We start from the raw sequence: 11902 nt of genomic DNA, 5'->3' as shown, positions 1-11902 counted from the left end.
ACCGCCCGCATATCTCTTCAGATATACTACAATGTCAAAGAGCTCAGAGAAAACGCCGTTGTTTGCGCCCTTGTTCGGCGCGCCCGCCTTCGTCCCTCTGGGATGACCGAGTTGGCGTGTCCGCCGCGTCGGTGAGGGGGTGTTTACGGATGGGCCCGGAGAGTCGCAAGGGGTTTTTTGCCCGAAAGGTTCTTTTTTTTGAAAAACACGCTGACCCCATGTTTTTCAGTTGGTTAGCGTAAGGTTGACGCGTGATGCGGCCTCTGACGCTGCGGAATGTCCCGCCGCCTCGGGGCAGTTGGCCGCCGACAACAAGGAAGGCGCCACGCCACCGGGCGCATCGGATCTCAGGCGCGCGCAGTGTCCCTGCGCGGCAGCTTGATCCGCGAGGCGAGCAATCCGACCGTCAGCGCGAGGTAGAGCAGCGACTCCGCCTCCCAGACTTTCTGAACCATGACGAAATGCACCGCCCCCAGCAGGACCGCCGGATAGACAAGCCGGTGCAGCTTGCTCCAGGCGGCGGCCCCCATGCTCCGCACGGACCGATTGTTCGATGTCCAGGCCAGGGGGACGAGCAGGACAAAGGCCACCATGCCGATGGTGATATACGGGCGCTTGGCGATGTCCTTGAGCATCTGTTCCCAGTAAAGCTGCATGTCGAGCAGCACCCAGGTCGCCAGATGCAGGGCGACGTAGGAAAACGCCAGAACGCCGATGGGACGGCGCCACTTGATCAGGTTGAGCCCCGCGAAGCGCCGCAAGGGCGTGATCGCAAGCCCCGCGATCAGCAGTTGCAATGCGATCAGACCCAGCTCGTGCTCGATCACCTTGACCGGGTCGACCCCGAGCCCGCCCTGGATCCCCTGCCACAGCAGCCACATCGCGGGCAGCGGCCCCAGAACGTAGAACAGCCAGTTCGGCACCTTGCGCGCCGCGCGGTTGAGCCCGTCCACCATCAGTAGAACTCGGTCAGGTCCATGCCGTCATAAAGGCTTGCGACCTGGTCGGCATAGCCATTGAACATCAAGGTCTCGCGGCGGCGTGCGAATAGCCCGTCGCCGATGCGCCGCTCCGTGGCCTGGGACCAGCGCGGGTGGTCGACCTCGGGATTCACGTTGGAATAGAAACCGTACTCGCGCGGCTGCAGCATGTTCCAGGTGGTCGGCGGCTCCTGGTCCACAAGCGAGATCCGCACGATCGACTTGATCGACTTGAACCCGTATTTCCACGGCACCACCAGCCGGATCGGGGCCCCGTTCTGTTTCGGCATGGGCGCGCCGTAAATGCCCGTCGCCAACAGGGTCAGCGGATGCATCGCCTCGTCCAGGCGCAGACCTTCGCGATACGGCCATTCGATATTGCCCCCGCCCCGCTGCGCCGGCATCTCGGACGGGCGCACGAGCGTCTCGAAGGCCACGTATTTCGCGCCGGGCTGCACACCGAGTTTGGCCAGCACCTTGTTCAACTCGATCCCGTTCCAGGGAATGACCATCGACCAGGCCTCGACACAGCGGAAGCGGTAGATGCGTTCTTCGATCTCTGCCGCATCCACCAGGTCGGCGATGTCATAGGTTCCGGGGTTGTCGACCATCCCGTCCACCGTGATCGACCAGGGATCGGTGGTCAGCGCATGGGCGTATTTCGCCGGATCGCCCTTGTCGAAGCCGAACTCGTAGAAATTGTTGTAGCTGGTGATCTCTTCCAGCGTGTTGGGCGTCTCGCCGCCCGCAAAATCGCGCGCGGTGGCCTGGCTGCCGGCGAAGATCCCCGCAGCCGCGGCGCTTGCCATGAAGCTCCGGCGATTGAGAAAAACGGATCTGGGCGTGATGTCCGCATGTGTCAGGCCCGTGTTCAGATCGGTTGTGCGTCGCATGTCGTCTCTCCGGTGTTTGACGAGGACATAGCGATGCACCGGGCAACCTCCAAACCAACTCCCCTCACTTTATGGCGGGTTCCTGAAACAAGGACAGGTCTCGCAGGCGCGGAAAAACCGGGCCACCGCGGCCCTCTGCCCCTGAAAATCGGAAATAATCCTGCGCCTTTTTTCACATCCGGTCACAGATTTGTGTGTGGCGACAAAATCGAGATGCGGCTTAGGCGGCCGTGTCTTTTCGTCAAGCCGATCGGCGGAAAGCCCCCGTCGAAAACGCGCCTAGATGGCAGGTTCGGAACGACAAGCCTGCCATGGGGGTGGGTTTGCTTTCTTGGAGAAACAGACATGATCCGCAGAACTTTCCTCGCGGCCTCCGCCGCTATGATGATGGCCGGCTCGGCATTCGCGATGAGCGATGATGACAACGCAAAAGACATCGTCGACATCGCGATCGAGGCTGGCAGCTTCGGCACGCTCGTTGCAGCCGTTCAGGCCGCAGGTCTCGTCGACACGCTGAAGTCCGAAGGCCCGTTCACGGTGTTCGCGCCGACCGACGACGCCTTCGCAGCCCTGCCCGAAGGCACGGTCGAAGACCTGCTGAAGCCCGAGAACAAGGACCAGCTGGTCGCGATCCTGACCTACCACGTCATCCCCGCCAAAGTCATGTCGGGCGATCTGTCCAATGACATGTCCGCAGCAACCGTGCAGGGCGGCGACGTCAAGATCATGACCGAAGGCGGCGTGACCGTGAACGGTGCGAATGTCGTGACCGCCGACATCGAGGCGTCCAACGGCGTCATCCACGTTATCGACGCGGTGATCCTGCCCTCTATGTAATGGGTGAGACACTGGGGCGGCCCGCGAGGGCCGTCCCGCCCTGACCCACAAGACCAAGAAAAGTGAGACTACAATGAACCGTCGCTTCGCACTCAAAACCGCCGCCGCCTTCGGGCTGGTCGGCCTCGTCGCTGCCTGTGATCCCATGGCCGGTGGCAATGACATCGTCGACATCGCGTCCTCGAACGCCGATTTCTCGACCCTCGTGGCCGCCGTGAGTGCCGCGGGCCTCGTCGACACGCTCAAGGGCGACGGACCTTTCACGGTCTTCGCCCCCACGAACGACGCATTCGCCGCGCTGCCCGCCGGCACCGTCGAGAGCCTGCTCGAGCCCGAGAACCGTGACCAGCTGGTCGCCATCCTGACCTACCACGTCATTCCCGGCGCGGTGACCTCGGATCAGCTCGCAGGGGCCACGCTCGACGTCGCGACCGTGCAGGGCGGCACCGTCAAGGTGGACGGCACCGATGGCGTCATGGTCAACGATGCCACCGTGACCACGGCGGACATCACCGCCTCCAACGGCGTGATCCACGTGATCGACAAGGTTCTGCTGCCCTGATCCTCTAGGGCACCATAGTCCCGGCGGCGCATCAAACCGCGCCGCAGACCCCTCCTCCACACCCGTGGAGGAGGGGTTTTCGTATTCCCGCGCCCTTGCCTGTCGAGACCGCTTGCCGCAGGTTCGGCGCGATACACACCCAACATCCAGGACTTCGAGATGACATCCAAAACCGCTGTGGTGACCGGCGCGGCGCGCGGCATCGGCCTCGCAACCACGAAACTCTTGCTGGAACGTGGCTGGAAGGTCGCCATGATCGACCGGGATGGCCCCGCGCTGGCGGAAGCCTTGCAAGGTCTGGACGGGGTCCATGGCATCGATTGCGACGTGTCGGACCCGGAGGCGGTGGAGGGGATGATCGCGGAAACCCTGCGAGAGTTCGGCCAGATCGACGCCCTTGTGAACAACGCCGGGGTCGCGGATTTCGGCCCGATCGAAGAGACCAGCTTCGCACGCTGGAAAACGGTGATGGAGACCAACCTCGACGGTCCGTTTCTCTGTGTCCAGGCCGCCACCCCTGCCCTGAAGGCCACGAAAGGCGCGGTCGTGAACATCGCCTCGATCTCGGGGCTGCGGGCCTCCACCCTGCGCGTCGCCTACGGCACCTCGAAAGCCGCCGTGATCCAGTTGACCCTGCAACAGGCCGTGGAACTGGGCGAGCACGGCATCCGCGCCAATTGCGTCTGCCCCGGCCCGGTGCGCACCAAGCTGGCCATGGCGGTCCACTCGCAAGAGATCATCGACGCCTATCACGACGCCATCCCCCTCAACCGCTACGGCTCCGAGCAGGAGATCGCAGAGGCGATCCTCTTCCTGTGCTCCGAGAGGGCCAGCTTCATCACCGGACAGGTCCTTGCGGCCGATGGCGGGTTCGAGGCGACGGGAATCGGCCTCCCGGCACTGCGGGGCTAGCGCGCGCGACAGTCCGGGGGCGCGCCCGACCCCGAACACTCCCTTGCATGTCCGGACGCGACCAGGGCCATGGCGAGATCTTCGCCATCCGCGCGACATGCCCCTGTCGTGAAGCCCCCGATCGCCGCCCCCTCCATCCGGCAGGTCACCAGCTTGTCGGCCACGAGCCTGCGCAGCATCTCGGCTGCGGCCGCGCCCTGCACACTCTGCGCGGGGGGGACGGCAATGCCTTCGAGGCGCACCGCGGTTCCGGACATCACAAGGGTCCTGGCATCGGCCACGTAAACATCGCCGCGGGGGGCGGCCAGCAACAACACGAAAGCAACCAGTGGGGTCATGCAACGTCTCCTCGGATCTGCGCCCTGCCTGTGCAGGCTGCACGATCTTCGTCAGCAAAACGTTACGACCGCGCGGGGTCCGGAAAAACCCGACCGCCGACAGGGCGAAGGACCGTCACCGACCCACGTGGGACACGACCCTGCGGGAGCAACGAAAAAGGGCGCGCCGAAGCGCGCCCCGGCATGCGCGGCAAACCCGTGTCAGTTCAGCTGGGCGGCGTTGCAGGCCCGCGCGGCCTCGATCGCCTTCTTGGTGCCCGCGAGGTTCACCACGAAGGCGAAATCGGTCTCCGGCAGCACCATCATCGAATATTGCTGCTGCACGTCTTCGACGAATTGCGGATCGTCGGAAATGATGTACCCGCCGGTGTAGCCATCGCGCAGCCCCCCGGTGATCCGCCGAGCCGAGCCCATGTAGACGTTCTCGCCGATCAGCACCGCGACCGGTTCGTCGCCTTCATCGAGACCGATATCCCGCTTCGTGAACACCCCGAGATAGCCAAAGCCGCGATCCGCCGTGAGCCCCATCTGGACCACGGTTTCCTCTGCATCGACCTTCTCGATCATGCAGGTCTTGCGCGCGTCGTTCACGAAGATGTTCCAGCCCTCGACGCTTCCGTAAGGGGTGAAGGTGGTGCCCGGCGCGGGCAGCACATCGGTGTCGGCGCTGGCGAAACCCGTCAGCGCGGCGAAGGTCGCGGCGAGGGTGAGTGTGGTGACTTTCATGCGGTCCTCCATGGTGTGGATAGCTTTCCCTGACCGCATAGAGACGCGTGCATGTGCCGATTGCAACGCGAAAGGGCCCCGCGCGCACGGGGCCCTTCGGTGGGCTGGCCTCAGTGGACGACGGCGTCCTGCGGCGGAACCCTGCGGGAGGTCGACACCCTGTCGCCGACCAGCAGCCCGTCCGGCCCGGCGCTGACCGGAATGGTCTCGCCGTCGGTCACGTCCCCGGCCAGGATCATCTCGGCCAACTGGTCCTGCAGCGCCCGCTGGATCACGCGCTTGAGGGGCCGGGCCCCGAACACAGGGTCATAGCCTTCATCCGCAAGCCAGCTGCGCGCCGCATCGTCCAGCGCCAGGGTCAGCTTGCGCGCATCCAGGCGCTTCTGCAGCCGGGCGAGCTGGATATCCACAATCGCGTCCATGTCGTCCCGCACCAGGCGGTCGAAGATGATCGTCTCGTCCAGCCGGTTCAGGAACTCGGGCCGGAAATGGGCGCGCACCGCGTCCATCACGTCCCGCTTGGCCGCACTGGCGTCCGCGCCATCGGGCAATTGGCTGAGCGCCTGCGCCCCGAGGTTCGAGGTCAGCACGATCAGCGTCTGCTTGAAGTCCACCGTGCGCCCCTGCCCGTCGGTCAGCACACCGTCGTCGAGCACCTGCAGGAGCACGTTGAACACGTCCGGGTGGGCCTTCTCGACCTCATCGAACAGCACGACCTGGTAGGGCCGGCGCCGCACCGCTTCGGTCAGCACCCCGCCCTCGTCATACCCGACATACCCCGGAGGGGCCCCAATCAGACGCGCGACCGCGTGTTTCTCCATGAATTCGGACATGTCGATCCGCACCATGGCGCTGTCGTCGTCGAACAGGAACTCGGCGACGGCCTTGGTCAGCTCGGTCTTGCCGACCCCGGTCGGCCCGAGAAACAGAAACGAGCCCAAGGGCCGGTTCTCGTCGTTCAGCCCCGCGCGCGCCCGGCGCACCGCATTGGCCACGGCGGTCACGGCGGTCTTCTGCCCGATCACCCGGCGCCCGATCTCCTCTTCCATGCGCAAGAGCTTCTCGCGCTCCCCCTCCAGCATCTTGGAGGTCGGAATACCGGTCCAGCGCTCGACAACGCTCGCGATCTGCTCGGGACGCACGGCCTCTTCGACCATCACGTCGCCCTCGCCGCTCTCGGCTTCGGCCAGCTGCTTCTCCAGCCCCGGAATGACGCCATAGGACAACTCCCCGGCGCGGGCGAGGTTGCCCTCCCGCTTGGCGATCTCCAACTCGGCGCGCGCCTTGTCGAGATGTTCCTTCAGGTCGCGGGCCGAGGCCAACTTGTCGCGCTCGGACTGCCACTGGGCGGTCATCTCGGCGCTGCGCTGCTGCAGGTCCGACAGGTCCTTTTCAAGGCTGGCCAGCCGCTCGCGCGAGGCCGCGTCATCCTCCAGGCGCAGGGCCTCCGCCTCGATCTGCTTTTGCAGGATCTCGCGGTCGAGCGCGTCCAGTTCCTCGGGCTTGCTGTCCACTTCCATGCGCAACCGGCTCGCGGCCTCGTCCACGAGGTCGATCGCCTTGTCGGGCAGGAACCGGTCGGTGATATAACGATGGCTCAACGTTGCCGCCGCCACCAGGGCCGAGTCCGAGATCCGCACACCGTGGTGCAGCTCGTATTTCTCCTTGATGCCGCGCAGGATCGACACGGTATCCTCGACCGTGGGCTCCTGCACCATGACCGGCTGGAACCGGCGGGCCAGGGCGGCGTCCTTTTCCACGTATTTGCGATACTCATCGAGCGTCGTCGCCCCCACGCAGTGCAATTCCCCCCGCGCCAGCGCCGGTTTCAGCAGGTTGGAGGCGTCCATCGCCCCATCCGCCTTGCCCGCGCCCACCAGCGTGTGCATCTCGTCGATGAACAGGATGATCTCGCCCGCCGCCGCCGTCACTTCGGACAGGACGGATTTCAACCGCTCTTCGAACTCGCCACGGTATTTCGCGCCCGCGATGAGCGAGCCCATGTCCAGCGCCATCAGCTTCTTGTTGCGCAGGGACTCCGGCACATCGCCATTGATGATCCGCAGGGCGAGGCCCTCGGCGATGGCGGTCTTGCCGACGCCCGGCTCGCCGATCAGGACAGGGTTGTTCTTGGTCCGGCGGCTGAGGACCTGCATCGCGCGCCGAATTTCCTCGTCGCGCCCGATGATCGGATCGATCTTGCCGTCCGCGGCGGCCTCGGTCAGGTCGCGCGCGAATTTCTTGAGCGCGTCATACCCCGATTCCGCCGACGCGGTGTCGGCCGTGCGCCCCTTGCGGATATCGTTGATCGCCCCGTTCAGCGCCTGCGCCGAGACGCCGCCCGCTTCCAGGGCGGTCTTGGCACCGGACTTGGTCACGGCAAGCGCGGTCAGGATGCGTTCGACGGGCACGAAACTGTCCCCGGCCTTGGTCGCGAGCTTTTCGGCCTCGTCCAGAACCTTCGCGGTCTGTTGATCGAGATAGGTCTGGGCGCCGTCGCCGGACACCTTGGGCAGCTTGTCGAGGGCCGCGGCAAGCGCCTCGCGCACGCGGGCCGCGTCGCCGCCCGCACGGGCGATCAGGTTGGCGGCCAAGCCTTCCTCGTCATCCAGAAGGGCCTTCAACAGATGCTCGGGCACCATGCGCTGGTGGTTTTCCCGCATCGCGATTGTCTGCGCAGCCTGAAGGAACCCGCGCGACCGTTCCGTGAACTTTTCCATGTTCATCGGTCTCTCCTTTATCCAAGCGCTTGTCTGCCGAGATGCCCGCCTGGCGGCACATCTCTTGCAAGCCTCAACAGGAAAGATGGGAGCCTTCTCGCCGTTGCGCAAGAGCAACAGGGCAGAATATCGACCGTCTGGATCGGGTCCGACGCGAGGCCCTGCACCGCGCCACGCCAAGGGGATTATTCGTCCGTCTCAAGCAGAACCTCGGGATCCACGATCGCGGGATCCGGCATTTCGGTCGGACCGCCCGTGGGTCGACCGAGCCAGATCAAAATCCCCACGAAGGCGACGAACCCCAGTGGAATGAGCGCGAAGAGCCACGGCCGCGCGGCCCGGCGTTTGCGCTCCTGCACCGATGTTTCCCGTCGGGCGTTATCCATCCTGGTTCTCCGGCTGCAACGCCCGGTCGATGGCCTCGAAATCCTCGTTCTCCACCGGGGGCTCCAGATCGCGCGCAGATGTGGCCGGGTCCGGTCCGGCCTCCGGCGTTTCCAGAAGCGGCGAAGTGGTGTCGGTCGCGGCCGAATTGTCGATGAAGTCGTCGGTATCGGTCTGGTTGAACAGCCCCTCCTGCTTTTCGTCGACAACCCCGTCAGGATTGGTCCCCGCACCCGACAAGCGCTGCTCCACGCCCGCGGCACCATCCTCCGGCAAGATGTCGCCGTGGTCATCGGCATGCCCCGCCGTCACCAGCAGGCAGGCCAAAATGGTTCCGAGCGTGAAAGCCTCCGCGCATCTCGTTTCGGGCGCACGGGGTGAAATTTCGGCAATTTTCGCTGCGATCATGGATATACCCTCCTCGTTTCACGGTGAACGCATGGGCCGGACACTGGTTCCGCTTGCGGGTGATCCGACGCTCTGGCAGGGACGTGCCGGGACAGATGACGGAGACCTCGCATGCCGACCTCGGATGATCGATTGATCGTGGCGCTGGATGTGCCGAATGCGCTGGCCGGGCTTGACCTGGCCGCGACGCTTGGGGATGCGGTCGGTTTCTACAAGATCGGGCTGGGGATGCTGACCGGCGGCGGGCTGGCCCTGGCCAACGAGCTGAAGACCGATCACGGCAAGCGCATCTTCCTCGACATGAAGCTCTTCGATATCGGCGCCACGGTCGAGGCGGCGGTGCGCGGACTGGCACAGTTCGACCTCGATTTCCTGACCGTGCACGGCGATCCCCATGTGGTTCGGGCCGCCAAGGAGGGGGCGTCAGGCTCGACCATGAAAATCCTCGCGGTGACGGTGCTGACCTCGCTCGACCGGCAGGATCTCGATGCGGGGCTGATCAAGGCAGGGACGCTCCCCGACCTGGTGGCCGAGCGGGCCGGGCGCGCCTTCGCGGCGGGCGCGGACGGCGTGATCGCCTCCCCGCAGGAGGCCGCCATGATCCGCGCGCTGCCCGAAGCGACCGGGCGGCTCATCGTGACGCCCGGGGTGCGCCCCGCGGGGGCCGCCCTTGGCGATCAGAAGCGGGTCGCAACCCCGGCGCAGGCGATCTCGGACGGCGCCGATCACATCGTGGTCGGGCGCCCGATCTGGCAAGCGCCCGATCCCGCCGCGGCCGCCCGCGCCATCCGCGACGCGCTGCCCCGCTGAGGCAGCCTGCCCCGGCAAGGCTCAGTCGTCGTTGATGTCCCGGTCAAAGGTCTTGACCTGCCCCTGGCGCACGCCCAGCACCTGCCGCAGGGCAAGCCAGGCCACCAGCGACAGCACCGCGAAGGCCAGCAGCAACAGCGGCACCGACTGCGTCAGCCCGGCCTCCGGCCCCAGAACCCAGATCAGCCCGCCGGTTGCCGCCGCCCCGATGGCGAACCCGAGAAACACGTAAGCCGGCACCACGATCTCCAGCGCGGCGAGCACCAGGGCCGCGACCAGCCAGACCCAGGCCTGGGTCAGCATCAGCCGCGCCCCCGGAGCATCTTGAACGCATCCCCGAAGGCCGCAACAGCGTCGGCCGGAACGAGAATCGTCTGGCTGCCCGCGCTGCCGCCCACGGTGGTCAGGGCCTCCACCTGCTTGAGGGCGACCTGGTATTGCGCCGCCTCCAGACCGTTATCCTGAATCGCCCGGGCCACTGCGCTGGTGGCATAGGCTTCGGCATCGGCCAGAACGCGACGGGCCTTTGCCTCCTGCTCCGCCGCGTAAAGCTCCGCGTCGGCCGCCAACTCCACCGCTCGTTTCTGCCCTTCGGCCTCGGTCACCGCGGCCCGGCGCGCGCGCTCCGCGTTGAGCTGCTGCAACATCGCATCCCGGGTCGCCTGGTCGAGATTGACATCGAGGATCTCGGCCCGCGTCACCTCGATCCCCCAATCGTCCACCGCATCCTCGACCAGCACCTTGATCTGCTGGATCAGCTGGCTGCGGTTGGATTGCACCTCGTCCAGTTCCATCTTGCCGATCTCCGCCCGCACGATCCCGGCCACGGTGGTCGCGATGGCCGCGTCCACGTCGCGGATCCGATAGACCGTGCGCTCCGGCTCCAGGATGCGATAGAAGACGCTGGTCTCCACCTGCACCAGCACGTTGTCGCTGGTGATCGCGTCCTGGCTCGCCGTGGGCAACTGCCGCTCCAGGATCGACACCTTGTGCGCCACCCGGTCCAGAAACGGGATGATGAAGTTGATCCCCGGGCCCAGCACCGACCGCAACCGGCCGAACCGCTCCACCACGTGTTTTTCCGACTGCGGCACGATGCGGATGCCCAGAAACAGGCTCAGCAGGATCACCCCCGCCAGCAGGACAATCACCAGGTTGTCCCCCAACAGGGTCAACAGCACGTCTTCCATGAATTCGTCTCCTTCGAACACGCTGCGCAACCGCGCCCGTTCCCCCAGCACGATAGCACTAAGGCGCCGCGGGTAAACGACACGTTAGCGACACCCGCCCCGGTCACCCAAATCCGCGATTGGCAGGCTGGTCCGCCCGGGCACGCGTCCTAGCTTCCCGGTATCACTCAAGGAGGACACAGATGACCACCTTCACCCGCCGCCAGGCCCTCGCCGCGAGCGCGGCATTCCCCCTCGCCGCCGCCGCAGCCGGGCCCAGCCTCGCAACCCCCGAGATGAAAGGCGCCACCACGCCCACGCACAACCGCGTCCCGCTGGGCGCGTTCGAGGTGACAACCCTGCTGGCCGGATCGGCCGTGCGCGACGAGATCCAGACCATCTTCGGCATGAACGTGCCGCCCGAAGAATTCGCCGCCGTCAGCGCCGAGAACTTCATCCCCGCGGACCGCGCGCAGTTCTTCTTCACCCCCACGGTGGTGAACACCGGCAGCGAACTGGTCCTGTTCGACACCGGCCTGAACCCCGAGGGCATCACCTCGGCCCTCGGCGCCGCAGGCTACACGCCGGACCAGGTGGACGTGGTGGTGCTGACGCATATGCATGGCGACCATATCGGCGGGCTGATGTCCGGTGACGATCCGACATTCGCCAATGCCCGCTATGTCACCGGCGCGGCCGAGCACAACCACTGGTCCAGCGCCGGCAACGAGCGGTTCGACACCAACGTGGCACCGCTGAACGACCGCTTCACCTTCCTCGATGACGGCGGCAGCCCGGCCAGCGGCATCACCGCCCTCGCGGCCTTCGGGCACACCCCGGGCCACATGACCTACCGCATCGAGAGCGAGGGCCAGGCCATCATGCTGATCGCGGATCTCGCGAACCACCCCATCTGGTCGCTGGAGCGCCCGGACTGGGAAGTGCGGTTCGACATGGACAAGGCCGCCGCCGCCGCCGCCCGCCGCGCCGTGCTGGGACAGATCGCCGACGAGCGTATCCCGATGATCGGCTACCACATGCCCTTCCCCGGCATCGGCTTCGTGGAAACCCGCGGCGACGGCTTCCGCTACGTGCCGCACAGCTACCAGCTGCTGCTCTGATCCGAAACAAAGCGCTCTGCCCGCGCGATCCGCGCGAGCAGA

The 11902-nt window shown here is 65.9% G+C and carries 14 protein-coding genes; 5 read left to right on the top strand and 9 right to left on the bottom strand.

Going from position 1 to position 11902, the window contains the following annotated elements; all coding sequences use genetic code 11:
* Nucleotides 1-347: 347 nt before the first annotated feature.
* Both msrQ and msrP read right to left on the bottom strand, forming a co-directional pair.
* Nucleotides 348-956: a protein-methionine-sulfoxide reductase heme-binding subunit MsrQ gene (gene msrQ, locus PVW48_RS12525; RefSeq protein WP_274581576.1), complete on the bottom strand. Its 609-nt coding sequence runs from the start codon at nt 954-956 to the stop codon at nt 348-350.
* Complete coding sequence (gene msrP, locus PVW48_RS12520) at nt 956-1873, bottom strand: protein-methionine-sulfoxide reductase catalytic subunit MsrP (protein ID WP_274581575.1); 918 nt, start codon at nt 1871-1873, stop codon at nt 956-958. The genes msrQ and msrP overlap by 1 nt, the downstream gene beginning before the upstream one ends.
* Nucleotides 1874-2218: 345 nt before the next feature.
* On the opposite strand from msrP, the gene PVW48_RS12515 reads away from it, so the two are divergent.
* The 3 genes from PVW48_RS12515 to PVW48_RS12505 all read left to right on the top strand — a co-directional run bounded on the left by PVW48_RS12515 (nt 2219) and on the right by PVW48_RS12505 (nt 4184).
* Nucleotides 2219-2710, top strand: coding sequence for a fasciclin domain-containing protein (locus tag PVW48_RS12515; protein WP_012177300.1), 492 nt, complete (start codon nt 2219-2221; stop codon nt 2708-2710).
* A gap of 73 nt (nt 2711-2783) precedes the next feature.
* Nucleotides 2784-3272 carry a fasciclin domain-containing protein gene (locus tag PVW48_RS12510; protein WP_012177299.1) on the top strand — a complete coding sequence of 163 codons (489 nt, stop codon included), beginning with the start codon at nt 2784-2786 and terminating at the stop codon, nt 3270-3272.
* A gap of 159 nt (nt 3273-3431) precedes the next feature.
* Entirely contained in the window at nt 3432-4184 is a 753-nt protein-coding gene (locus PVW48_RS12505) for an SDR family NAD(P)-dependent oxidoreductase (protein WP_012177298.1), read from the top strand.
* Here PVW48_RS12505 and PVW48_RS12500 read toward each other — a convergent pair.
* The 5 genes from PVW48_RS12500 to PVW48_RS12480 form a co-directional block, all read right to left on the bottom strand.
* Entirely contained in the window at nt 4181-4522 is a 342-nt protein-coding gene (locus PVW48_RS12500) for a thermonuclease family protein (protein ID WP_274581574.1), read from the bottom strand. The two genes, PVW48_RS12505 and PVW48_RS12500, sit on opposite strands and share 4 nt — an antisense overlap.
* 201 nt (nt 4523-4723) lie before the next feature.
* Nucleotides 4724-5248, bottom strand: coding sequence for a hypothetical protein (locus tag PVW48_RS12495; protein WP_044028293.1), 525 nt, complete (start codon nt 5246-5248; stop codon nt 4724-4726).
* A gap of 110 nt (nt 5249-5358) precedes the next feature.
* Nucleotides 5359-7974 carry an ATP-dependent chaperone ClpB gene (gene clpB / locus PVW48_RS12490; RefSeq protein WP_274581573.1) on the bottom strand — a complete coding sequence of 872 codons (2616 nt, stop codon included), beginning with the start codon at nt 7972-7974 and terminating at the stop codon, nt 5359-5361.
* Between the two features lie 179 nt (nt 7975-8153).
* Nucleotides 8154-8354 (bottom strand): hypothetical protein, encoded by a 201-nt coding sequence (locus PVW48_RS12485; protein ID WP_044027610.1) that lies wholly within the window; start codon nt 8352-8354, stop codon nt 8154-8156.
* Complete coding sequence (locus tag PVW48_RS12480; RefSeq protein WP_274581572.1) at nt 8347-8760, bottom strand: hypothetical protein; 414 nt, start codon at nt 8758-8760, stop codon at nt 8347-8349. Before PVW48_RS12480 ends, PVW48_RS12485 begins: the two co-directional genes overlap by 8 nt.
* A gap of 111 nt (nt 8761-8871) precedes the next feature.
* Between PVW48_RS12480 and pyrF the strand changes: the two genes are divergently transcribed.
* A complete protein-coding gene (gene pyrF, locus PVW48_RS12475) occupies nt 8872-9570 on the top strand; it encodes an orotidine-5'-phosphate decarboxylase (protein ID WP_274581571.1) in 699 nt (232 codons plus the stop codon).
* Nucleotides 9571-9591: 21 nt separating this feature from the next.
* Here pyrF and PVW48_RS12470 read toward each other — a convergent pair whose 3' ends face one another.
* Together PVW48_RS12470 and PVW48_RS12465 are read right to left on the bottom strand one after the other, a co-directional pair.
* Entirely contained in the window at nt 9592-9873 is a 282-nt protein-coding gene (locus tag PVW48_RS12470; RefSeq protein WP_012177292.1) for an NfeD family protein, read from the bottom strand.
* On the bottom strand, nt 9873-10760 hold the full coding sequence (locus PVW48_RS12465) for an SPFH domain-containing protein (protein WP_012177291.1): 888 nt from the start codon (nt 10758-10760) through the stop codon (nt 9873-9875). Before PVW48_RS12465 ends, PVW48_RS12470 begins: the two co-directional genes overlap by 1 nt.
* A 182-nt stretch (nt 10761-10942) precedes the next feature.
* On the opposite strand from PVW48_RS12465, the gene PVW48_RS12460 reads away from it, so the two are divergent.
* Nucleotides 10943-11860 carry an MBL fold metallo-hydrolase gene (locus PVW48_RS12460; RefSeq protein WP_274581570.1) on the top strand — a complete coding sequence of 306 codons (918 nt, stop codon included), beginning with the start codon at nt 10943-10945 and terminating at the stop codon, nt 11858-11860.
* Nucleotides 11861-11902: the final 42 nt, after the last annotated feature.

This window comes from Dinoroseobacter sp. PD6 (assembly GCF_028807315.1).
In the GTDB taxonomy this organism is placed as follows: Bacteria; Pseudomonadota; Alphaproteobacteria; order Rhodobacterales; family Rhodobacteraceae; genus Dinoroseobacter; species Dinoroseobacter shibae.
Note: the sequence above shows the minus strand (reverse complement) of the source record. Positions and strands in the feature narration are given on the sequence as shown.

What these genes read in the sequence shown, in the direction of transcription:
- PVW48_RS12510 (WP_012177299.1), top strand. Translation starts at nt 2,784, where the DNA reads ATGAACCGTCGCTTCGCACTCAAAACCGCCGCCGCCTTCGGGCTGGTC.
- msrQ (WP_274581576.1), bottom strand. Translation starts at nt 956, where the DNA reads ATGGTGGACGGGCTCAACCGCGCGGCGCGCAAGGTGCCGAACTGGCTG.
- pyrF (WP_274581571.1), top strand. Translation starts at nt 8,872, where the DNA reads ATGCCGACCTCGGATGATCGATTGATCGTGGCGCTGGATGTGCCGAAT.
- PVW48_RS12495 (WP_044028293.1), bottom strand. Translation starts at nt 5,248, where the DNA reads ATGAAAGTCACCACACTCACCCTCGCCGCGACCTTCGCCGCGCTGACG.
- PVW48_RS12465 (WP_012177291.1), bottom strand. Translation starts at nt 10,760, where the DNA reads ATGGAAGACGTGCTGTTGACCCTGTTGGGGGACAACCTGGTGATTGTC.
- PVW48_RS12485 (WP_044027610.1), bottom strand. Translation starts at nt 8,354, where the DNA reads ATGGATAACGCCCGACGGGAAACATCGGTGCAGGAGCGCAAACGCCGG.
- PVW48_RS12505 (WP_012177298.1), top strand. Translation starts at nt 3,432, where the DNA reads ATGACATCCAAAACCGCTGTGGTGACCGGCGCGGCGCGCGGCATCGGC.
- PVW48_RS12500 (WP_274581574.1), bottom strand. Translation starts at nt 4,522, where the DNA reads ATGACCCCACTGGTTGCTTTCGTGTTGTTGCTGGCCGCCCCCCGCGGC.
- PVW48_RS12470 (WP_012177292.1), bottom strand. Translation starts at nt 9,873, where the DNA reads ATGCTGACCCAGGCCTGGGTCTGGCTGGTCGCGGCCCTGGTGCTCGCC.
- PVW48_RS12480 (WP_274581572.1), bottom strand. Translation starts at nt 8,760, where the DNA reads ATGATCGCAGCGAAAATTGCCGAAATTTCACCCCGTGCGCCCGAAACG.
- PVW48_RS12515 (WP_012177300.1), top strand. Translation starts at nt 2,219, where the DNA reads ATGATCCGCAGAACTTTCCTCGCGGCCTCCGCCGCTATGATGATGGCC.
- msrP (WP_274581575.1), bottom strand. Translation starts at nt 1,873, where the DNA reads ATGCGACGCACAACCGATCTGAACACGGGCCTGACACATGCGGACATC.
- PVW48_RS12460 (WP_274581570.1), top strand. Translation starts at nt 10,943, where the DNA reads ATGACCACCTTCACCCGCCGCCAGGCCCTCGCCGCGAGCGCGGCATTC.
- clpB (WP_274581573.1), bottom strand. Translation starts at nt 7,974, where the DNA reads ATGAACATGGAAAAGTTCACGGAACGGTCGCGCGGGTTCCTTCAGGCT.